Below are 24541 nucleotides of genomic sequence, written 5' to 3' on the forward strand. Positions count from 1 at the left end.
TCACCGGCTCGGGGAAGCAGTCGGTGCAGCCTGCCGTCCGTGCTCTTCCGGACGCTGCTGACGGCCTGGTCCGGAAGGCGCGGCCGGGGACGACGGCTGGGGCCCCTGGCGTTGCCGGGCTGCGGCCTGGACGCGGTCGCGGACCCGACGCGCGCGGTCGGTGTCGATGCGCTGCTGAACGAAGGCTTCGCCGTAGCGCTCCACGATCTGGACCACGTTGTCGCTGGTGGCGCCTTGGAGGTCCTCACGGGTGAAGAGGCCGGCCGGTGCCGACTTGGCATCGAACCCGAAGCGCAGCACGCTTCCGTACTCCGGATGCCCGGTGACTGCCACGTACAGGTCGAGGGCGCTCATCTTGCTCTGGAGGGTGGGGACGCTGGGTGCGGCCGGGTTGTCCATGAGCTTGAGGAGGTCCTCACGCAGCCGGTCGGGGGTCAGCGGTCCGGGATTCGCCGAGAGCGGTTGGGGCTGGGGGTGTCGGGCCATGACGCCGCGCAGCACCTGTTCTCCGGTGGCGCCTTCAAGTTCGGCAGCGGTGAACTGGGCGGCGGCGCGGGGCGTTGTGGGATCGAATCCGAATTGGACGACCCGTCCGTGCCGGGGGCTGTGGGCAACCCGTACGTAGAGCGGGGCGTCATCGAGGACCGTGTGCTCGGTGGGTGTGGTGGGGGCGTCTGGGGCCTTGAGCAGGCGCAACAGACTCAGGCGCAGTTCCTCCCCCTTGGGCAGCCGGGGTGGGAGCGCCGTCACATTCTGCGGTCCCGCCTCTTCCTGCTCCTGGTCCTGCTCGGCATCCGCTTCGTTCGGAGAGTCCTGCGCGTTTTCAAACTCCGGGGCTTCCTCCGGCTCCGGATCGGGGTCGAAGTCCGGCTCGGTGTCGGTAGCGAGTTCGGATGCTTCCTCCGCCTCCAGGCCTGCTTCGAGTTCGGCTGCCAGTTCCAAAGTCGCGTCGAGCTCTGCGTCGATGTCCTGATCGGGGGCGGATTCTGCCTCCAGTTCTGCTTTGAGTTCTGCTTTGAGCTCTGCGGAGAGTTGAAGTTCGTTGGCAAAGCGGATCGGGAACCTGACACCCAGATCCTCAACGAACTCGGTATCCGCCCCCTGCCTCGATGCGGTGACCGGCCGGGCCAAGGACGGGGGTTGTGGCTGCGCTTCCTGGTGTGCGAGCGGGGCGCGCAGGGAGAGTCGGTAGACGTGCTCGGGCAATTCGAAGGCGGTCGTGGCCAGTTTGACCGGGGCCGGCTCGATGTCCTCGCCGTTGACGATCGTGGCATCCATCAGGTAGGTGCGCTCGCCGCCGCCGTGGGGGTGGTGGTGGGTCACGCGTGCGCGGCCGCGAATCCGGGTGGTGCCGGCCGGAGGCGTTCCGGCGGCACCGGTCGGTGCGAGCGGGGTGCCGTCGGGGGCGAGGTCGAACTCGATGACGTCGTCGCCGAGGACGAAGTCCGCGCCCAGACGCAGGCCGATGGTCTCGCCGTCGTTGTCGAGGACGATGTCGTCGCCCGGGTGCTGTACGGACAGGTTGCGGGGCAACTGCCAGGTGCTGTCGTCGTCCAGGGTGATCGCGACGGTGCCGAACTGGGTGTCGGTGCGCTGGATGACCTCCCAGGCCTTGTCCTCGTCGTCGATCCGCAGCCATACCCAGTCACCGGGGGTGAGGGTGTCGGCCCAGCGCATGTCGGTGCTCTGGGCGGCCCGCTCGGGCTGGTCCTCGAAGAGCCGCCACATGGCGTCGCTGGGGGAGTTGGCGTTCTCGTTCGCGCGGTCGTGGTGGGCGCGCTCCTCCAGGACCGTGTGGTTGAGGTGAACGAGGTCTGCGGTGCTCAACCGGGCGCCGAGCTGCGGATCGCTCCAGTCGATCAGCTCCCCACCGGTGGTTCGCAGCTCGGTGAGCCGGCCGGCGAATTCGCGTGCTTCCTCCAGGGAGGGCAGGCCCTCCAGCGGCTGAGGGGTGACGGCGAGGTCGTGGGCGGCATCGGGGGTGAGGTAGAGGTCGGGCAGGAGTCCGTCGAAGGGCAGGCCGCTGCCGGCGGGCAGAACTTCGAAGGTGTCGCCGGTCTGACGGATGGCGAACTGGCCGTCGTCAGTGAGGTCCACCAGTTCGCGGTTCTTGGCGAGCTCGCGTACCTCGGTCCGGCGTCCCGGGCGCAGCCCGGGAATCTTCGCGGCCATCAGGTGGGTGCGGACCTGGCCGAGGGAGGCGAAGCGCCGCTGTACCGGGGCGCTCTCCCCCGCCGGTGCCGCGGGCGCGAGAGGTGCGGCCACCAGGACGTGACTGGTGGAACGGACGTTGAGGGGTTTGCCGGTGGCCTCATTCAGCAGTGGTTCACCGGTGGCCGCGTCCAGGACTCGGACCCAGCCGATGCTCGCGCCCTTGGTGTCGGCGGATTCCTCGATCCGCACCAGGACCGGAACCTCAAGGGGTTCTCGGTTCGACAGCAGTTGGGTCGCCTGCGGGTTGTTGACCTCGCCCTTCCACCAGAAGGTGCCGTCCGCGGCGGCCACCTCACCGAGGACCTTCTTGACGTTGGTGATCACGAAGTCGTCCGGTGCCGGCATGGAGGGGTCGGTCGGCTGAGGCGCGGGCCGAGCCGTGGCCTGGACTGCGGGGGCGGTCAGCCGCCGGCCGGTGCTCTCGTAGTACTCCTTCGCGTAGCGGCCGTCCCGCTCGTCCAGGCCCTGGGTGACCAGGGCGTGCAGGATCGCCTGCCTGATGTCGTGGCCGTGCTGGTCCTTCCAGTGGAGGGCCTTCATGGGCAGGGCCCGGCGGGTGGGGTTGGGCATGTCCCAGGGGAAGGGGCGGCCCTGTTCGTCGCGGATGCTTTCCAGGGCGTCCGCGATCCGGTTTGCGCGCTCGCGGGTCTTGATCTGCTCGCCCCAGGGACCGAACACCTTGGTGAGCCGGTCCGGTGCACGGACTTCGTAGCGCTCGGGGGCGACCGTGATGATCGCGAGTCGGCCTCCGGAACTCAGGTGCGTCCCGGCCTCGGTCTTCCCGTGCTTGCGGCAGATCTCGACGATCATCTGCTGGCTGCGCTGGTCCGGGTCGTCCTTGTAGCGGACCATGCCGCTCAGGTGGGCCTTGAGCAGCATGTTGCGGTCGGCCCCGGTGGGGATCCTCTTCCCCTCCGGCGTGCGGGCGAACTCGCCAGCCGTGTGGACGAACTTGTCCTCGTCGGTGAGGACGAAACGCGGGGCCGGGATCGGCGCGGGCCCTGCGGGCTTGTGGAGGGGCTGGTTCTCGGGGACGCCGGCCAGGAAGCGGCTGAGCGCGACCGCGGCGCCGTCGGGGCTGGCGTAGGCGGTGCCCTCGGCCAGGGCCAGCTGGCCGTCGGGGACGAAGCGGTAGCCCTCGGCGCTCGCCACGACGGTGCCCAGGGGGGCGCCGTTGCGCAGGACGACTTGGACTCCGCTGGGGTCGGGCGTCTCCAGGGTGAGGTCTGCCAGGTCCTGGCGGAGGCCGTCCATGCCGCCGAGCTGTTCGGCGTCCATCCGGCGCAGGCGGCGCTGCTCCAGCTCGGTGCGCAGCGCGTCCCGCTGCTCGACGGCGCGGACACTGGCGCCGGTGTCGCCCTGTGCCGCGTACGCGTTGAGCCACTGGTCCAGGGCCGTGGCCCGGCTTTCGAGCTCGGCGGATGCCATGCTCTGCGGCGGGCTGGAGAACAGCGGGGGCTTGGGCGTTGCGTCCTGCACCAGCACGGGGGCCACCGCTCCCGGGCTGGGGGTACGTTCGCGGCGGTCTAGGAGGGTGACGAGCTGGGTGGCATCCCTCCAGGCCAGCACCTCTTCGAGCCCGTGGAAGTGGCCGCGCTCGTCGCGCAGGGTGTGCGGGCCGACCTCGACGGCCTGAGCCCATTCACCGCTCTTGCGCAGCAGGACTTCGACCCGGGAGCCGTCCGGGCGCGGTTCGAGGTCGGCGACGGTCCACCGGCCAGCACGCTTGCCGTAATCGAACTCCTTGCTCCTGAGGCGGGCGAGCAGGGCGGCGGAAACTTCACGTGAGACGTCCTGTTCCGCAGCAGGCTCCGGGGCCGGGGCGGTCGGCTGCGGCCGCTCGGCGCCGGTGGCTGGCACCGCAACCACCTGGTCCGGGGTGAAGACCAGGACACGGCCGTCCGCGCTGGTGCCGGCGTACGACTCGTCGTCGGCCAGCTCCACGGTGACCGTGCTGTACAGCTGCTGCGTACCCGGCTGGCCGGTGGTCGCGTGCGCGGGGTGGTGCGGGTCGAGGATGCGGGCCTGCTGGCCCACTTCAAGAGCGGAAGGGGTGCTCGGGTCGGCGGGTATCCAGCCCTCAGGGGTGGGCTGGGTGAGGTTGCGGCGGTCGTGGGCGGCCTGCTCGCCTTCCACCGTGCCGCCCTCGACCGAGGTTTCGAGCCGTCCGTGGAAGGCGGACTCGGCGCCCAGGGTGCCGGAGAGGTACACCGGCTGGTCGAGTTGGACCTGGTCGGCGCCGACGGGGTTCCAGGCGACGTAGACCCGCATGCCGCTGGCCTCGTCGCCGACCTGGACCTTTACCAGCTGGTCGGTGCCGCGGGTGTCCTTGGCGATGACCTTGCCCAGGACCGGTGCGAGGGCGGGGCCCGGCTCGCGTCGCTGTGCCTCGGTCGTGCCGGGGGCGTCAGTTGCCGGGTCGGGGGCGGGGACGCGAAGGTCGGGCGCGAGGGCGAGGCTGCTGCGGATGCGCTCGGCCTCGTCCTTGGACGCGAAGACTGCTTCGAAGGGTTCCTGTCCCTGGTGGCGGATCCAGATGACGTCCCCGCTGGCGCGGTCCACGACGGCCCAGCGCCGGCCGGCGTCCGTGGCCCGGGCGACGACCTTGAACGCCGGGGCCTGGGTGTCCGGCGCCCGCACGGCGGTCGCTGCGGGTTCGGGGGCGTGGTCGGCGGCCGGAGCGTCACCGTTTGCGGTGGCGGGCTGCGCGGCGGGGGTCTTCTCCTCGGCCGGAGCGGCGTCCTGGCTCGCCGGGGAGCCGGTGGACGGCTCCTGCTGCTGTTCGGCGGTGAGCGGGGCCGCGGCGAAGAACGGTGTTCCGGTGCGGATGCGGTCGATGTTCTTGCCGGTGACAGCGTTCTCGACGTCGACGACGCCGCGCTGACCGAACTTGAGCCGGACGAGAACTGGTTGCGGCATCGCCTTCTTGCGTTCGGATGCTCGGCCGCCCCACCACAGGGTGCCGTCCGGCGCTGTGAGGGCATGGGTCTCGGGCGGCTTGAGCGCCCTGAATGCTTCCCGGTCAGGAGCCGTCTGCGGTGTGTCGTCTGCGGTGGGGGGAGCCGCCGGAGCTTGCGGCTCAGTCGCTTCCGGTGTTTCCACGGCGGCTTCCTCCCGTATGCCGTCGGCGGCGGGCGGCGTGTTCGGTGCCGCCGGTGCCTGGCCACCGGTGCTGCGCTCGGCGCCGGGACTGGGCGCCTCCGTGTCCGGGGAGGCCGTGCCGCTCTGGTTGGATGCCCCCGGCGGCACGAACTGGCCGCTGTTGAGAGCCGTGTCCAGTTCCTCGTCGCTGGCCACGGGCAGGCGCGGCTGGTCCTCCCCGTCACGACGGACAATCTGACCGGTGACGACCGGCGAGGTGCGGCCGTCCTCGGTGCGGACGAGGAGCGTGGTGCCGTCGATCTCCGCGATGTCCCCGTCGAGGAGGCTCTCTCCGTCCTCGCTCCAGAAGGTGACCCGGTTCCCGGCTTCCAAGTCGCTGACTTGCCACGCACGCAGGTAGATGCCATCCGGCTCCTGCATCGGGTCCTCATCGCGGGTGACGTCGTATATCCAGCCGAGCGAGCCGGCGTCCAGGATGTCGGTGGCGCGGGTGACGGCGACGTAGGCCAGGCGCAGTTCCTCGTCTTCGGGGATCGTGTCCCAGTCGATGCCACCGCTGGCCGATTCCTTGGGACCCCAGAAGTCCCCGGCGATCCGGACACGCTCTGACTCCATGCCCTTGGCCTTGTGCGCAGTGGACACCAGGAGGTCGTGCGGTGCGGCCTGGTCGACGACCTGCCCGCCGTTGTCGCTGGCTGGGGCAATGTAGTGGTCAGCGATGTACTGCTCGACCCGCTCGCGCAGCCGGTGGCGCTCGGCCTCAGTCGCGGAGGTGGCGGGCTTCCTCGGCGGCGGGAAGCTCCACCGCCTGCCGTCTTCGTCCCATCCGAAGCCGACGCCCTTGCTCTTGAGCCACTCCTTCGTGGTCCGGAAGTTGCCGTCTCCGAAGGCGAATTTGACATGAAGGCGCTCGCCGTCGTCCTCAACGAACGGGCGCGGCATCCGCACGGACTCCAGGAGCGCGTCGAGCTCCTCGCTGTGCCGCTCCATCAGCTTGAACATGGAGTCGAGCTGCTTGAGCTCGGGCTCACTCTCGGCCGTCTCCAGAATCTCGTCCCAGGCCATCCCGTTGAAGCGAGCCAGTTCCTGATGGCTGGTGCGCTCCCCCTCGCGCAGCGCTTCGGCGGCTTCCAGGAACTTGCGCAGGTCGGCCAGTCCTCCGGACACCGCGACCTTGCGGCCAGCCCGCAGTCCTTCGACGGCGCCGAGCACCACTCCCGCGTTGGTTCGGGCGATGAGCATCGTCTCGTCGCCCGGGGTGATTTCCTCGATGCGGGAGGTCTTGCGGTCCCAGCCCGCCAGCCGCATGCGGGTGCCGCCCAGGCGCAGGAAGCGGTTGCCGATGTCGGCGACGGCGCCGCCGAACCGGAAGGTCTGGGTGAGCGTGCAGGTCGCGTCCGCGGGCAGCCGTCCCAGGGCGTCGGTCGCTCCCCTAAATCCGTAGATGGCCTGGTTGGAGTCGCCCACGGCCACGACCTGGATGCCCGCTTCGCGGACGTTGGCGACGATTCCCTCCATGACGGGGTTGACGTCCTGTGCCTCGTCCCAGAACAGCACATCCGTGTCGGGGACCCGGCCGGAGAGCGCCCACATCTTGACGGTGTGGTCGAAGGACAGCGGAAGATCACGGTCCTTGTTGGTTGCTTTCGGGTCGGTGAGGTTGTCCCACATCTCCTGGGCGAGGGGCCGGATCGCGGCGAAAATCGCCTCCCGGTTGTGCGAGACACCGTCGGGGAGGTGGTGAACGGCGAACTCGTCGTCGGCGGACTTCACCCACTCGGACAGCAGCCGGCTCGCCAGGTACGCGGCCTGCTGCGGGGTCAGCGACTCGCCGCCCGCCTGGATCCGTGAGCGCCAGCGCATCCGGTCGGCGAGCTGCTGCTCGTTGAGCTTCGGCCAGTTCAGCCGGGTCAGCAGGGCCTCGTCGACCATGCTGTTGGCGTAGGAGTTCGCGGTGGTCGGGGTGAGGTTCTCGCTGTACTCGCCGCGCTGCTGCGCCTCGATCGCCTCGTCGGCGACCGAGCGGTTGAAGGCGAGGTAGAGGATGGACTTGCCGGGCATGCGCCGCGAAAGCATCTTCAAGGTGGTGGACTTGCCGGTGCCAGCCAGGGCCATCACCCGCAGGTCCAGGCCGCGCCGGGCCGCGCCTTCGATGATGATGTCCTGCTCAGGAGTGGGCGGGAATGCCTCCCCCGCTGCGGCGGCCGCGGCGATCTCCGCCCACCGGGCATCGGTGTATGCGCCGGGCTTCGCGGGCGGCAACTCGTCCACGCTGGCGACGGCACCCTGGGCTTCGTTGGGGTTGAGCCGGTAGCCATCGGCCCGCTCGCGCAGGATCTGCCCGCGGGACGGCTCGATCAGCTTGCCCTCGGCGTCGTACTGCGGCTGCGGCACCCAGTCTTCGGCCTCCTGGCGCAGCACGGCCCAGCGGCGCCGCTCGGCGCGCAGCCGGTAGGCCAGCGACAGCGGATCGGTGGCGTCCTTCAGCGCCTCGATCGTCTCGTCGAGGTCATCGACGTCCATCGCATCAATCGGCATGCCGTGCGCGGCCTGGCCCTGAGACGGCTGGCCTGCGGCCCGGCTCGCTGGGGCGGTCCGCTCGTGCTGCACTGCCGGTGCCGCGTCGCCCGCAGTCCCAGCACCGACCTCGCGTGCTGGTGCGGTGGGCGCGGGCGTGGCCGTCTGTGCCCTGTCGGCGGCTTCGGCTTCCTGCTTGGCCTCCAGGCTCTCGAAAACGGGTATCTCGCGGCCGCGCGCCGACAGCAGCGCCCGCAGCGTGTTGATCTTCTCCGTGCGGGTTTCGTACGTCAGGTTCTTCGGCATGGTGTGCTGGGACGAGCCGTGCTGACGGTGCGCGCCGTCCACCCCGTTGCGTCGGTTGAAGCCGCGCGGGCCGCCGGCCACCTCGAGCGCGGACACGAGCTCGCGATACTGCTCGGAGGCACCCCACACGTTGGTGTGGTCGGGGTGGTGTTCGATCCACACGTTCAGCCACGTCTGGTTGTTGGGCACGTCGTTGAGTTCGGCGTGCACTTCCACCAGGTGACGGACGGACCGCTCGATCGTGTCGTGACCCTTGATGGGGCTGTCTTCGCCGTACAGAGTCTTGTGCTTGCCCTGGTTGTAGGTGCGGCTCTCGACCGAGCCGATCTTCCGGTTGCCCGGCCCGTACACCACGGTGCCGGGGTAGGCGCTGACCTGGTGGTAGTCGGGGAAGCCGGGCACGGGCGTGGCGCCCTCAGGCAGTTCCCCGCCGGGGGCGGCAGGCGCCTGGTCGAGCCCGAGTTCGCGGGCGCGAGCCTGGCGCTCTTCGCCGGTGGCGACCCACTCGTCGTAGGACTGGACGACCTGGGCAACCGCACCGGACACAGTCTCGAACGGGTGCTTTGACGTCCAGTTCTCGATGGTGGTGGCCGCGTATCCGCCTTCGGGGCGGGTGACGACGGAGCCGATGTCCTCGCCGTCCAGCACAACCCTGGCACGCAGGAACTCGCCGTCGGCCGCGAACTCCCCCACGGTGACGCGCGCCAGCAGGGCGCGGACCACCTCCTGGCCGCCGAGGCGCATGGCGTCATAGAGCGAGGCCGAGCTGTCCTCCGGGCGGTCCTGTGCCGGGGCGTTGCGGGCAGCGGACTCGTCCGGCTGGGTCTCCTCCTCTGCGGCCGTCTGGGATGCGCCCTGGTCCGCCTCTGCCGCCTCGTCCCCGGGCTGGTTGTCGTCGCGCGGGGAGCTGGGGTCGGACTGGTCGAGGTCCAACTGGCCTTCCGGCAGAGCCTCGCTGTCCGGTGTGGCCGGTGACGGGGCGCTGTCGAAGTCCTCGCGGCTCATCTGCGTCCAGGGCCGGCCGACCGGCGTCTGCGCGGCGGGCTCCGGGTCGGCGGAGGGAGTTGCGGAAGACGGCTCCGACGCGCGTTCGGGCTCCGGTGCCGGGGCGGTGCTGAGGCCCTGCAGTTGCTGGGCCGTGGCCTCGACGTCCTCGAAGGCGTCGGCCCAGTGAAGGGCCACCTCGTGGGCTGCCTGTGCTCGCTTGGCGACCTCGGGCCACCCGGTGCGCTCGGCATCCGCCGCCAGGCGGGCGGCGGCATCCCTGGCGGCCGAGATCTGCTTGCGCAGGTCGGGGATGGGGGTGGGCCGCTCGTCGAGCGCCTCCTCCGCCTTCCCGATGGCTTTCAGTGCGTCGGCGAGTTCGAGGCTGCTGCCGGGGAGCACTACGTTGGTGTGAGTGTGCCGCAGGGCCTCGATCAGCGCGGGGCGGGCGGCGCGGGCGACGACGGTCTCGGGGCGCACCGCCCATGCTCCGACCGCCTCCCGCAGCGGGCCTGGCAGGGCGTGGACGCGGCTGAACTCTCGGCGTACGAGCTGTCCGTCGCGGGTTCCCTCTACCGTGAGGGAGCCGTCGGCGCCGCGGTGCGTGGCGGTCAGCGTGAGCGGCTCGGACCACTTTTCGGGCGACAGGTCCTTCTCGGCGGTCTCGGGCAGGCGGATGACGGTGCCGGGCTCCACCTGGCTCCAGCTGCTGCGCCGCCAGCCGGCCGGTGCTTTGGTGCTCAGACGGTCCTCGCGCTTGATTGCGTCGCCCTGGGCCGCGCCCTTGCGGTCCAGAGGGAACAGAGGGTTGCCGTCCAGGTCGATGAGGAAGAACTTGTACGCGCTGTGCATGCGCGGCAGGTTCTCGATGGACTCCTTCTTGACGACGGCGCCGAGAGGTTCGCCCCACTCGTTGGTCAGCAGTTTCCCGCCGTGCTCCTTGAGCGCCTTGGGATTGGTGAGGACCGCCTGCAGGCGGGCCCGCCGCTTTTCTGTGGCGGCGAGGTTGCCCGAGACCCGTTCCCGCTCGGTCGCGATCTGGGCGCGACGTGCTTCGACGAAGGGAGCGTGCGTGGCGTCGGCCAAGGGCAGCTCCAGCCGGGCCTGTTCGGCTTCGAGGACCTCGGGGGCCTTGCCCTTCAGGAGGATGCTGCCGGGGCGGGCCGTGGTGATGTCGCCGACCGGGTCGGCGGCGGTGAGCAGGTCCTGGCCGCGGCGGCGGGCCAGGACATCGCCGTAGACGACGGTCTCCAGCTCCACGCTGATCTGCCCGGGCTGGACATCGGTGACGGTGTGCCACCAAGTGTGCGAGCCCTTCAGGAGGACCTGGTCCCCGGCCTGGAACTCGATCGGGCTCCAGTCCCTGCGCTCGTCCTCGGTGAGGGCGTCGAGGTCGCCGCGCCGATCGTTGTCGAGCTCGGGCAGGGTGGTGTCGGCGGGTGCGCCGTCACGGCTGTAGTGGACGGCGATGGAGCGGCCGTGCTTGAGCATGTGCCGGACGAACAGGCCCGTCTTGTAGGCCCGCGTTTCCGGGCGGGTCCCCTTGCGCTGGACCCAGGCGCCGGCGCTGGGCATCGGGATGAAATCTGCAGCTTCGAGGGCGGCCACGGCGTCCTTGTCGCTTTCGGTGACGCCGAAGACGTAGGTGCGGGTCTCCTCTCCGTGGTCCCGCTCGTGGTGGATCCACACCACTTCGTCGGGCCTGGGCCCGGTGACCAGAGCGGCCTCCTGCAGGGCCTGGTGACGCTCGGCGATCTTCTTCGCGCTGGCGGACGGGGTGCGCTCTCCGGGCATGTAGTTGGTGCCGACCGTGATCCGCCACCTGACCGAGCCGTCCCCGCCGTTGGGGCCGTGACCGTGACCGATCTGCTCGGCCCCGTATCCCACGGTGATGCGCTCGACGTCGTCGCGGGCCCCCTCACGCGGCGGCTCCAGGCGCCACCAGTAGCCGGGCATTCCCGCGATTTCCTGCGCGTCGAACGGCATAGCGGCGCTCGTGTCGGGCTCGGTGGCCGCGCTGGGGTCTTCGGCCGGCATCGGCTGCGCGGCATCCGGCTGCTCGGCTGCGGATATCGGAGCGGCAGGCGTCGACTCGGCCGCAACTGCCTGCTCGGTGGGCGCTGCGGGCTCCTTTACGGGTGCGGCGGTCGCCGGGTAGCGCTGCATGGCGTTCAGGGCGTCCGCGACCGTGGGGTGCGTTGTACCGCCGCGCGGTCCGGTACGGCCGTCGGGCCACTCGGCGAAGGAGCGCTCCTTGTCGGCGCGGAACTTCCCCTTGCGCGGGTGCCACTCGAGGCTGAAGCTCCAGTAGCCGACCACGGTGTGAGCTTCGAGTTCGACGTTGAGGAGCTGGCTTCCGTAGCCGGTGTCGTCGGTGCTCCGGGTCATGGTCCAGCCCTGGGCCTGGGCGGTCTTCCACAGTTGAGCGATCGTCTCGGGGACGGGGTAGTGGGGGTCCCACACGCCGCCTTCCGTCACCGGGGCTTCCCGTGATTCATCGCCGGGCTCGGGGGTTGGGGTCATCAAGGCCTCCGGTGCCGGGGCCGCCGTCTCGGGCGTCGGCGCGGCAGCAGGTGCAGGTTCGGTAGCGGGGGTTGTGTGGCTGTCGGCGAAGGTCCGCAGGCGGCCGGGCATCTCGTGGGCGTATCCGGACAGCACCCGCACGAGTCCGTACAGGTCGCTGGAGTGCTGCCGCTCGTTCTCGAGCTGGGTGCGCAGCGCGGCCACGGCGGGGGCGAGGCGCTCGATGGCGTCGGCCTTGGTGCGGATCTGGCTGTCGTCGAGCTGGATCCGGTCGTGTGCCTGGACCTCGTCCAGGGCTTCCAGGACGCGGTTGAGGGCGGGCTGTTGGGTGTAGGTGAGGGGCCAGGTGTGGCGGGCGGCGGTGCGCAGAGCGGCGGGGACGGGTTCCAGGTAGGAGATTGCCCAGGACACGCGCATCGCGTCGGGGTAGCTGGGATGGCCCGGCAGCGGCTGGCCGGTCTCCTGGGCCCAGACGCGCAGGGCGTTGAGGACCGCGTGATGGAAGTTGTCCGGCCCATACGGCCGCGGGGGCAGGATGGTGAGCGGCTGGCCGGTGTGGCCGGGCAGGTGCGCTCCCATCACGGTGTGCCAGCCCGAGCCCTCCTTGACGAGGGTGGCCACGATGGTGTCGTCGGGCGTGCGCAGGGTGTAGGCGGGGCCGCTCCAGATCGCTTCCTGGACGACGGTGTAGCCGTCCGTTCCGGGGACGCGGTAGGCCAGCCGGTCGGGGTGGCCGGGGTGGGTGGTCTGCTCGTAGGTCTGGTTACCGAAGGCCTCGTAGTCGCCGAGCGGCTCCATGGGGTGGGCGGCCAGGGGGCGTTGGCGCGGATCGGGGTAGCCCAGGCGGGGCATGAGGAACGGATCCTGGTACCAGGGCTCGAGCGCGGCGGGGAAGACCTGCCGCCACGCTTCGCTCCATGCGGTGGCGGCCGTCTTGTCGGCGTGCAGGCGGGCTTGGTCGGTGAGCGTGGCGAACGCGGTGTCCAGCTCTGGCGGGAGGACGTCACGCAGGTCGGGGTTCTGGGTGGCGTGGGCCAGCATCAGGATCGGGCGGACGACCTCGGACGGCATGGTGGGGCTCAAGGCGCGCACCACCGCGATTGCCTCGCGCAGCTGGGAGGTGCGCGGGTCGGCGGCCGGCCACTGCGGATGAGCGGTCAGCGCCCAGGCCGCGGTGATCACGTTCCTGGTGGCGCGGGTGAATTCCTCCAGGCTCGTGTAGGGGCCGTCCTGGGGGGAGGCGGACTCCAGCTCGAACAGGGAGTCCGGTTCCGCAAGGTAGCGGTTCCAGGACGCGGCAAGGGCCTGGGAGGTGGGGGCGCCGGCGGCTTGCAGGGCGTCCCAGACCGCTTCTTCGGCGTTGTTCAGCCGGGTCCGGTCGGCGCTGCCGTCCCCGGTGGCGGCGACGGCGGTGACGTACTCATCGTCGGCGTCGAGGAGTTCGCGGCGCGTCTGGTCGTTCAGCCCCAGCTGGATCCAGGCGGGCAGTTCCTCCCAGCGCATCACCATGTGGATCGGGGGGTGGGTGCGGGTGCCCTGGGTGGTGATCAGGATGCCGTCGGGGGCGGGGTCGAGCCGTCCAAGGGCGCGCAGGTCCTCGGGGAGGTTGGATCCTCCGAGCCAGATGCCGTAGCCGGAGCCGACCAGTTCGTCGCGCCAGGCGTGCCACTGGGAGGGATCGTCCAGCCGGCGCACGAACGCGGCGAGTCCTGATCCTCGTTCGGTGGCGGCGAGCACTCCGTAGCGGCTGATCATGGTGCGGATGACGGCGTGCTGCTGAGCGAGGGTGACGCCCGGCACGGCCCAGTCGGTGACGTCCAGACCCTGAGGTGCGACCGGGCTCCCTGACTCCGGGATCGTGGGCGCGGAGGCGGTCGACGGCGCCGGCGGTGCCTGTGCAGCAGTGGGGCGCGGCACGCCGGTGTAGAGGGTTTCCCAGGCGTCCGAGGTGGCGGTGGCCCGCCAGGCGGCGGTGAAGGAGTCGGCTGCCTGCACCAGGTCGGACAGCGCCTGGGCGGCGTCGGCGGGCATCGGCGTCTCCTGCCAGGCGCTCTGCACGGCGGTGACGGCTGCGTGGATGCCTTCGACGGCCGCGTGGAAGTCGGCGGGATCGCGCAGGGAGACCCGGGTGAAGGTTGTCAGGGCGTCGCTCAGCGCCGTCTCGGGACCCGCCTGGCTGGCCCGTTGCTTGAAGTGGCGGGTGCGTGCCACTGCGCGGATGGCCTGGTTGAGGGCGCGGCGCGGTGCGCTGATCTGCTTGAAGTGGGTGAAGGCCGTGGCCTGCACGGGCTGCACGGGCTGTTCGCCGTCGGGGCGCTCGGCGGGCTGTTCGGGTTCGTCGTTGCCTCCGGGCGCGGGAGGTGGCGGGTTGTCGTGTCCGGCGCCGCCGCCGGCGGCCGGTGGGAGGGCGCTCGGCTGGTCGTCGGTCGCGTCAGGCCCTGCGTCGCGCTCGGCGCGCGCCGCATCGCTGGACGGCGCATCGCTGGACGGCGCGGTGCTGGCCGTCGCCTGGGCGGCCGGGGCGTTCGTCTGGGCAGGCGCGGGGGCGGGGGTGGACTCGTGGTCGCGGCTGCGCTGTTCCTCTTCCCAGGTGGGGCGGGGGTTGGCGAGTCGTGTGCGGGCCAAGTCGTCCCGGCCGCTGGCGTACTCGTGCAGCAGGTGCTGCAGTGTCCTGGCGAGCTCGTGGACGTATCGGTCGGCGCCCTGCCCGTGGGCCTCGACGAGGGCCCGGTCGAGGGTCTCGTTGTGCGGTGCACCCTCTCGCTTGAGCCGGTCGAGCAGGCCGTAGACGACGGTGCGCTCCAGTGCGTGGCGGCGCGGCGACTGGCCTAGGACGTGCGGCGGGAAGCTGGACAGGGGGAATTCCTGGTCGAGCGCGTCCAGTTCGGCGCTCAGGTCCCTGAGTGCGTCGAGTCCGTTCAGGCTGGGGTGCGCGTCCTGGGCGGCGGCCAGCAGGCTGGTGAGCTGTGTGTGCAGCGGCCGAAGAGCCGCCCTCACGGCGGCGAGGCGCACTGCGTCGGGCCGGGTGGCATGGGCGGGGCTGTCCGGTCCGATCGGCACCGCGCCTTGTGGCCAGCGCACCACCACGCCGCGTGCGCCGAGGCGTTCGGTGGTGTATCCGGCGCGCTTGAGGTCGGCGTCGAGGGTGCGGCGTCCGGTCGCAATGACGGCCGCGGTGTCAGCGGCGCCGGGGAAGTCGCGTTCGGTGGCCGGGCGCACCTGGAAGGTTTCGGTGCGGTCGCCGCGCCGACGGTGGGCGTCCAGGATGGCGTGGACTTCGGTGGCGAGGTGATGGCGTTCGGCGTCCAGGCCGCGGGGCGGGGTGACGGTCACGTGGCGGGCCTCGCCGCGGTGGGCGCTGCGCGGGTTGTCCTCGTCGACGGTAACGGGCCGCCAGCCCAGATCGTGCAGGCTCCAGATGCGAGCGTCACGCTCATTGGGTGCCTCGAACGGCATCATCGTCAGGGTGATGGCGACGGTGCCGTCCAGGTTCGGCGCCAGCGTGTATCCGCCGCCGCCCCAGGCGGCGGGCACCAGCCCGCTGCCGTCCAGGACTCGGGCCAGATCACGTTCGGCCGCGGTGACAGTGCCCGTGGGCGCGGTGGCCGCCGACGGCGGGCACAGCGGGGCCTGCGCGCCGTCGGGGAAGATGCGGGGCTCGTCGGCGGAGGCGATCCAGTCGGCTGCCAGTCCCTGTGCGGATGCCGCCAGGGCGGCGATGACCGCCTGGTCGGCGTCCGGCAACTGGTGGTACGCGGCCCGCTCAGCGAGGTAGCGGGCGGCCCGGGCCACGTCGAGGGTGGCCCGGTAGGCGCTGGCGCGATCGTCCAGTTTCTCGTCGCGGGCGAGGATGCGCGCCGGGCGGCGCAGCGCTGCCGCGCCGAGGTCGTCAGTGTGGGGGCTGGCGAGCTTCTCGCGGACCGCGTCCAGTGCCAGGACCTCTTCGATCTGGTCCAGGAGCGGGGAACGCCGGTTGCGGAACGCGGTGATCGACCGGCGCACCGTGCCGCCGGGGAACTCGCTGTGGAGTGCCGCGGTGACGGCGGCCGGGCGGCTGGCCTTCAGCGTCTGCCACCAGGCGGCGAGCGGCCCGTCCCCCAGAACGTCTCCCCCGCCGCGCTGGATGACGTCGGTGAGCAGGGTGATCTGCTCCTCGGGCAGGTCGTCGTGCCACGCGGTGCCGTACAGCCAGTCGGCCGCGGCCTGCCGGGCGGCCTGTGGATCGGCGCCGGGTTCGGCGTGAGCGGCGAGCTCGGGATCGTTTTCGGCCCTGCGGCGCAGTTCGAGCAGCGCGAGGGTAAGGCGGGGATCGGTGTCCCGCTCGGTGGCGGCGAGGTTCCCGGCGTGCGTGGCCGCGGCCCGGGCCGCGGCCTCGAGCCTGCTGGCGTCGTCGATCTGGTCCAGGCGGCGCAGGTGTGCCTGGCCCCTCAGCTGTTCCGCGAACGCGGCCAGGGCGCGGTGGTCGCTGTAGACGATGCCGTGATCGCTCGCCTGCATCAGGGCGGCCAGCACGATCGGCGCATGCCCGGATGTCAGGGGCCGCTGGCCCTCCAGCACCGCGGCGCGCACCAGTTCCAGGAGGTCCTCCTGCGCGGCGAGCCCCGCTGCGACGCCGGCGTAGGGCTGCGCGCCGGGCGGGACCGGCGCCACAGCCGCGGCTGGTGCGTCGGGGGTGGGCGGACGGTGGGTGGAGGCGCCGTCGGTGGGAAGGGTGAGGAGATGGCGGGCGAGCCGGTCGACGTGATGGCGCGCCAGGTTGTGCAGCGCCAGCGCGAAGAAGCCGCGCTGGGGTCCGCTGTTGTTGAGCACGGTCTTGGCGGCGGCCGCGACCTTCTGATGGCGGTGGAGCTCTCCGGCGAGTCCGCCGACGCCCCGGTGTCCGTCCGTGAGGCGGAGGGCCTCCTCCAGGTCGTGGCCCGCCTCGGGGGGCATGTCGTCGTCGAAGGGCAGGTGGTCGAGAAGGTAGGCGAGCGCGGTGATGCGTTCCTGGTCCTGCTGCATCTCCTGGGCCGGGTAGGTCTCGCCGGTGGTGCTGATGCCGTCGGGCGCCAGGTGGTCGGCGAGCCGCTCGGCGGCCTGCCTCACGAGGAGCAGGGCGTGGTGGGCGGGCTGTGCCGTGTGGTGCCTGCTGTGCCGTCCGATGACTTCTTCGACGGCGTGGAGCGTCCGGCTGGCGCTGGTCGCCAACTCGCGTGCCTGGGTGGCCTGGTGGTGCCAGTTGCCCGCGCCGCCGATGAAGGGCAGGGCCTGGTCGAAGGCGTTGATCTGCTCGTTGTCGTCAAGGACGGTGCGCAGGTGGCGCACCGCGTCCTTGTGCAGCTCGGTCAGCGCCGCGCCGGCCTCGTCGAGTTCGGCCGCGATGGTGATCGGCTCGGTGAGGGTGGTCTCGAAGGTCTGGTGGTGCTCTTCCAGCGGGGCGCCGATGGGGCGGCGCAGGGCCAGGCGCATGGTGTCGCCGGCCGTCTCGCCCACCGGGGTGAAGATCCGCGGCTCGCTGTCGCTTGCGCTGATGGTGAGGACGCCGTTGTCCCAGACCGGGATCTCTGTGCCGGTGCGCAGGGCGATCGCGTACAGCTCGGCCGCGGTGTAGGTGACGGTGTCGTCCCAGGTCGGGGATCCGGCGGTGCGCATCAGCTGGGAGGCGGGAAGGTGGGCGGCGATGGTCTGGGCGAGGGTGCGGGCGCGCTGCTGCTCGCCGTCCTCGGCTCCGCTGGGCCAGGTCTGTTCTCCCGTGGCGGCCAGGGTTTCGGTGGTGACGTGCATGCGGGCGGCGTGGTCGTAGGCCGCGGAGGCCAGGACGCTGATGCTGGACTCGCGGATGCCGTCGTCTTCCAGGCGGAGCTGGAAGGCGTGGGCGAGGTCGACGAGCGTGCGGCACCAGTGGGCGGCGTCGGGGCGGGTGCCGATCTGCTCGGCGGTCGCGTCGTGCCACAGCGCGGTGGCCGCTTCGTCGGCGATCTCCTTGACGGCCTTCTCGCTGATGTACTGGTGTCCGCTCCAGGTGCGGGTGAACTCACCGAGAGCGGCGAGGAGTTGCAGGGCGCCGGTGCGGGCGGCGGCCTGGTCGGGGTAGGGGTCCTCGGTGTCCCCCATGCCCTGCGGGTCCTGAAGGTGCCAAGCGGCGAGCGCGGCTGCCTCGACCGGCACCCCGGGGGCGGGGGTGGTGGGGGCGTTGGCGGCCTGCAGGCGCGCGGTGACTTCGCGGACCAGGTAGGTGTTGAGGTGTTCGGCGGCGGTGGTGGGCGCATCGTCTGCGCCGAAGTACAGCCTGAGTAGGCCGGCGGGCAGGATGTCCTGCTGGGCGGCGAGGTGTGCCTCGGTGAAGCGGCTGATCAGGTCATCCGGGTCGTCGCCCAAGCTGCCGGTCAGGCGCAGGCGCAGGTCGATGTCGCTGCTGGCCGCGTCCGCGACTGCGGCCACCTGCTCGGCCCACGGCAGCCACCGGTCGGGAAGGTCGGTGCCGGCGGAGGGCAGCGGGCTCAACTGCCCTGCCGCGTCGGCGGGAACGTCCCGGAGCAGGGTGCGCCACATGGTGCCGAAGAGGCCGACGAAGTCGCCCATCGGTCCGATGTCGCTGTGCAGGGCTCGCCGCAGGCGGGGTGACATGTCCTGCTCGCGCTGTTCCAGCCACGCCCACAGCGCCGGCGCCTGGGGCACCTCGGCCGTCGACGCGGCGTGGTAGTGGACGGTGGACAGCAGCTGTTCGTCGGCGCGGGCCTGCGCGGTGAGGGCGGCGGCTTCCTGCTGGAGTTGCGGGTCGGCTTCGTCGACGAGGCTCTGGGCGACGCTCGCGTGCCGGGCCATGGTGCGCTCCAGGGTCATGAGCGGGTCGCCGTGACCGAACTTGCCCTCGTCGGACTGCTCGTGCCAGACCTGCCGTGTCAGCTCTGCGATCCGGTGGCACAGGGCGGGCAGGACCGGGGAGACGCCCAAGGTGAGGTCGCTGTGCTCGCCGGTCAGGTGCTGAAGGAGCCGGAGCAGCGTCCGCTCGCTAGCCGATTCGTCGGGTGTCAGCGCGCCGGAGTCCGTCACCTGCTGCGCGAGCCGGATGAGGTAGGCGTGCCGGGCGGCGAAGTCCTTATGGCTGGTGGGGGGATTGGCTGGGCCCAGTTCGAGGCGTGTCAGGTGCAGGATGCCGCTCTGGCGCGCGGCGGCCGCGGCCAGGTCCGGCTCGTTGACCATGGTGGCCGCCCAGCGACGCCGCATCTGCGTCACCACACCGTCCAGGGCCTGCCAGCCGAGCATGCGGTCGGAGACCTCCTGGGCCCGCAGCCGCGTGATGTCGACGACCTGGTCCAGCAGGGCCACCCAGCCGTTCGGGGTCGCGCCGGGCCTCGGCGGGTCCAGCAGGGCGGACAGCGCGATGACGGAGTGCCGCTCCGCCGAGGAAAGCTGGTCGAGTGGGCCGACCTCCTCGGCCCACTCGCGCCAGGCGGACTGCAGGTCGGCCAGAGCGGCGACCGCTTGCTGCGGGCTGGTGAAGGTGGTCTTCCCGGCGGCCTTGCGCAGCGAGGCGCGGCGGACGTCGGGCACGCCGCGGACTGCGGCGCGGTCCAGGTAGTTGTCGCTGCGCCGCAGCAGGGTGGTGAGCTGGGTGAGGGCCCGGTGCATCGGGCGGGCTTCGCCCTTGTCGGTCAGTTCGCCGCGCAGGAGCAGCAGGTGCTGGTGCGCCTCGGACATGGCCCGCCAGTGCTCTGCCGGTCCGCCGCGAGCCCGCCCGGGTTCAGGCAGGCTCGCGGCGGCGTCGGCCAGGGCGTCCTCGGTGGCCTGGGTGTGCCACGGCGTGACGTCCTCGAGCAGCGAGCGGTGCTCGGCCAGCCACTGCCCGAAGTCGGACAGGAGGAGGTCTGCGGCCTGGACGGCCTCCGGGCCCGGCGGGAAGGGGTTGGGGTGGAGGACTTCCAGAGCCCGCTCCCCCGCCTGCTCGGCGCGCACGGGCGTGCCGGCATCCGGCGCCTGCACGGCCACCGGGGGGATCCCGGTGGCGGCGTAGGTGATGAGCGCGGTGAAGGTGTCGGTGTCGAGGTCGGACAGGCCGGGCCAGTCGCGGTAGTGGTTGGCGAGGAACGCCCGGGCGTCGTTGACGGTCATGCCGCGGGCCAGGGAGACGAAGCGTGCGGCATCGTCCTGGGCGGCCAGAGGCTGGAGGGTGCCGGTTCGGCCGCTGTCGCGCGACCACAGGGTCCACGGGTCCTCGCCCTGCCAGGAGATCCGCAGGCCGGCGTCGGCGCCGAGGCGCTGGTGCAGCTCGTCGCCGCGGCACACGAACGTCTCGCGGCCGCGCTGGACGGCGTACAGGGTGTCGTCCTGCGGTTGCAGGGCGAGCCGGGCGCTCTGCGCGGTGTGTGCGGTGATGTGCGCGGCGAGCAGGTCGATCGCCGCGTCGTCGCCGAAGAACGCGTCGATCAGGGCGGCCTCGTGTGCGTCGCCGGGCGTGCCGACCTGCTGTGCGACCTGCTCCTGGATCCATTCGCGGACCACGTCGACGACCTGCCGGTCCAGGGGTTCGTTGCTGACGGTGACGCCGACGGTGCGCGGGTCGCTCGCGGCGGCGTCCAGGAGCCGGTCGATGAGTTCGGCGTGCTGCTGCCACTGGGGCGGGAGGGGGAGGCGGCCGCCGGTGCGCGCGGGCTCGGTGCCGGTGGCGTGCCGGGCGACGATGTCCGCCAGGCGGGCGAAGGCGCCGATGAAGCCGCGCGGGGTGAAGTCGGCGTGCAGTGTGTGCCGCAGCAGCGGGCTCATCTGGTCGGCGCGTGCGCTCAGCCAGTCCAGCAGGGCCGGGGCGTAGGGCACGGGGGCGTGGCGGGTGAGCGGGTGGGCGGGGGTGCCCATCGCGGCGAGCAGTTCGGGGTCGGCGAGCGCCTGCTGGGTGAGGGTGTCCAGCTCGGCGTCGAGGCGCCCGTCCGTTTCGATGAGGGTGGCGTGCAGCCTGCGAGCGTGGTGGGTGGCTTCGGCCGCAAAGGCGCCGAAGTCGTTCTCCCGGTAGGCGCGATAGCCCTCCTGTTCGTGTTCGCGGCTCACCTGGCGGGCCAGCTGGGCTGCTTCGTCGAGCAGGTGTGGCCAGACGGGGTCGATGAGGCCGTCGTCCGTGTGCAGCGGGCGGCGGTCGATCTCCTCCAGGAGCCGGGACAGGCGGCGCTCGGTGGCCGCCTTCTTCGGTCGGAGCTGGGCGTGGGCGCGGTTCGCGGAGCTGACGCGGGCGCTGTGCGAGCGTTCCTCTCCCTCCGGGTCGGGTCGTCCGTCGGTGTGTGCGTAGGGCGCTGCCGGATCGAGGTCACGGGCGGCGACCGCTAGGGGGCGCGGGGCATGGGCGCACAGGGTGTCGGCCAGGTCCGGATCGGTGAGCATCGTCCGGGCGAGGCGCCCCAGGTGGGTGGGGAGTTTGCCGGTGGCGGTGGTCACGTCCACGGTGCCGGTGGCGCGGGCGAGGGCGGACAGGGCGTGAAGGTGAGCTGCGGCGCCGCCCGGGATCCGCGCGGCGGCCACCCGTGCCTTCAGGAGAGCGGACTGTGCCTCGGTGCGCTCGAGTCCGTTCGGTGTGGTGCGTTGTGCGGCGGCCTCGGCCAGGGTGTCGAGCGCCTGCTGGACCTCGGCCGCGTTCGCGTAGGGGGTTTCGAATCGGCGGGCCGTCTCGCGCAGCCACGTTTCGTCGGGCTCGGCGGGCGTGGTGTGGGCGAGGCGGTCGACGTGGAGGGCCGCGGTGCGCGCGAGGTGGCGCAGCCGGCCGTTGGTGGTGCGGCGGTCGGCCGGGGCGAAGCCCAGTTGCGTCGCCAGGGCATCGGCGGCCATGTGGATGCGGGTGTACGCCTGGAGCTGGAGGCCCCAGTCCGCATCGGGGGTTCGCTGAGCGTGTTCGAAGGAGTCGACGAACTCCGCGATGGCCAGGGCGAGCTCTTCGGCAGGCTCGGCGGGGAGATCCTGTTCGAAGTCTTCTCGCCACTGGTCGTACAGCGCATGCAGGTCCTCGCGTGCGCGGCCGGCGGAGTCGTGCTGGTTGTCGGTGGCGTACGGTGCGGGGCGGTCCTCGCCGAGGATCCAGCGGTCCTCGGGGTCCAAGTCGTCGCTCGTGGCCGTGTCCTGCCCGGACTCCTCTGCGGGCTCCCCCGCTGGGGCAGGGGTGGTGGTGGGGTTCTGGGGTGCGGGGGTGCCATTGGCGGTGGGGTCGGCGGCGGCGAGGGCCCGGACGGTGTCGTCGTCGCCGTCGCGGACGGCCTGGATGAGCTCCTGGTTGTTCTGGCTCCAGGTGGCCATGAACTCTTCGAACTGGGCGCGTGCCGCGGCTTCGATGGTGGCGGCCAGGTCGTTCTCGCCGGCGTGCTGGGCCAGGGTGGCGCGGTGGCGGTCGAGGAAGGTGCGAGCGAGGCGGGTGTACTCACTCAGGGGCGCCTGCATGGTGGCGCGGTCGCGGCCCTTGAGGGAGCGCAGGAGCTGCTCGGCCTGGTTCAGGGAGTTGGTGAGGGCAGCCTCGGTGTCGTGTCCGTCGCGGTCCTCGTGCGCGGCAACGGCCTCGAGCAGGTGGCGGCGCAGTTGGGTGAAGGCCTGGGGGATGCTGTCGCGGTCCCAGGTCTGGTCGGCGGCGCGGCCGAGCGCGAGCTCGGCGGCTTCGACCTCGGCGAAGGCCTGGTTCCATTCCCGCTGAGTGGCGAAGACGGGCACGCGTGCCGGCGGCGGCACGGCGGCGGGCGGCTGCCCAGCTGCCGCGGCGGGCACGCCGGTGGCGGCCGGGGCGGGTGCAGCCTCGTCGGCCGTCGGCGTGACGGCCGCGCGAGAAGTGCTGGTTGTGGTGGGTGTCTGCTGGGGGCCTTCGGTCGGGCTCTCGACCGCGGGAGTCTCTACGGCCTCGGGGGTTTCGGGGGCGGAGGGGGCGGCGCGGCGGGCCAGGCCGGTGAGGCGGGCGTCGTTGGAGACGGCTTCGAGGCGGTCCCCGTCGCGGTAGCGGCCGGTGAGGTGGCGGCCTTCGCTGCTGACGGTGTGCAGGGCGGGGCTGTCGTGCATGAGGCGGCGCAGCAGGGCGTGGGCGTTGAGGGATTCGGTGCCCACGGTGTACGTGGCGGACACGCCGAGGTCGTCGAGGCGGACGTATTCGCGGCCGTCCTCGGCGCCGGACTGGTCGGGGCGGGGTTCGTCGGAGTCCTCCCACTGGGCCAGTGCCAGGGGCGTGGTGAGGGTGGCGGTCCAGCGCTGTTCGTGCAGGGCGGCCAGGCGGGCGAGCCGCTTGAGGTCGGTGGCCATGGGGTTGGAACGGCCGAGCGCCTGGGTTGCCTCGTTGATGGCGGTGCGCCACAGGTCGGGCGGCACGATCGCGGCGGCCGGCGCCAGTACCTCGCCCGCCAGGCGCCTTTCGCGCAGGCTGCGGCTTTCCTCGTGCAGTTGGGTGACGGCCTTGGTGAGTTTGCGGGCGCCGGGGCTTTTGGCGGCGTCGGGGTGGCTTTCGATGACCGCGCGCAGGGCTTCGGCCATCAGCCGCTCGGCGATCAGGGTGGCGAGCCGGTCGGTGTAGTGGGGGAAGTCCTCCTGCTCCTCGTCACCTCCCATGGGGCCGTCGGCGGACGCGCCACTGCCTCCACCGCTGCCTCCGCCGCTGCGGCCGGAGCGGCTGCGGGAGCGCCCGCCCCCTCCTCCCCCGCCGGAGCGGGCCATGGCCGCCCCGTCCTCGGCGCCGCCCGCGTAGCTGGGCACGGCGCCGGCGGGGCCGCTGCTCTGGGCCGTTGTTTCGCTTTCCAGCTCGGCCATCAGGGAGGCGAGCTTCGCCTTGGCCTCGATGAGGTTGTCGTCGTCGTGGTAGACGGTGCCGAGGTATTGCTGGGCGTTGGCGACCTCGGCCAGGGCGTGGGCGTGCTGCTCCTGGGCGAGGGCGAGGTCGTCTTCGAGGTGGGCGAGGCGGTGTTCGAGGGACTGGATGGTGCCGGAGACGGACGCCGGCTCCTCGGTGAGCTTCTTGCGGTCGACGGGCACGGGCTTGCCCGCGCCGAAGTCGAGGTGGAGGTCGAGGAAGTCCAGGCGGGCGAAGATGGGCACGCCGCCGAGTTCGGCGATCTCCAGTGGCGGGTGGTTGCGCTGGCCGCGCAGTTCCTCGATGGCGTCGATGAGCCGGAATTGCAGGGCGCGCGCTGCGTCCTTGCGCTTGGTGTATGTGCGCTTGGTGCCGGTGCGCCCGACAACGGTCATGGAGAAATCGGTGTCGCGGGTGGAGCGGCGCGTGCCAGGGGTGTTGGCGTCCCCGAGGATGGTGGTCAGCCAGGCGATGCTGGCATCCAGTTGCTCGGCGCGCAGCATCTCCGAGTCGATGGTGTCCCGCAGGCCGTACTGGGCGGCGTTGTGGGCGTGCTTCTCGGCCTCCATGCCGAGGATCTCGTTCTGCAGGGTTCCGACTTCCTGCAGACGCGGGTCACCGGCTCCCATGGCGACGGCCTCGACCATGTACTCGTTGAGGTCCATCGCGATGTCTTCGATGGTGCGGTCGGTGAGCTTGCCGCTCATCAGCTGCTGGATGAACTTGGCCTTGCCCAGGACGAGCTGCCACACGTAGGCGTCGAAGGAGTTCTCGGTGACGTAGTTGTAGACGTGGACCTCGCGCTGGAGGTCGTAGTTGAGGTTTTTCTGCCGTACGACTCGGCCGGTGCGCTGGTGCAGGTCGACGGGTCGCCAGGGGCAGTCCAGGTGGTGCACGGCGATCGCGCGCCGCTGCACGTTGGTGCCGGTGCCCATGGTCTCGGTGGAGCCGATGAGCACGCTGATCTTGCCGTTGCGGGCGTCGCGGAAGAGGGCGGCCTTTTCCCGGTCGGACTGGGCTTCCTGCATGAAGCGGATGCCGTCGGTGGGCACGCCGCGGGCGGCGAGCTCCATGAACAGCCCGTCGTAGACGGTCCACTTGCCCTGCTTGAGGGCGTCCTTG

Annotated in this window: 1 protein-coding gene (running past one end of the window); it reads right to left on the minus strand. The window is 71.8% G+C overall.

The genetic code is table 11. The annotated features are described in order from the left end of the window. Positions 1-24541 carry the 3' portion of a UvrD-helicase domain-containing protein gene (locus ACIRQF_RS30885; RefSeq protein WP_404097135.1) on the minus strand. The gene runs 3998 nt beyond the window's last position, so 24541 of the gene's 28539 nt are visible here — the last part of the coding sequence; its start codon lies beyond the right edge, outside the window; it ends in the stop codon at positions 1-3.

The organism is Streptomyces sp. NPDC101191, from assembly GCF_044767915.1.
GTDB lineage: Bacteria > Actinomycetota > Actinomycetes > Streptomycetales > Streptomycetaceae > Streptomyces.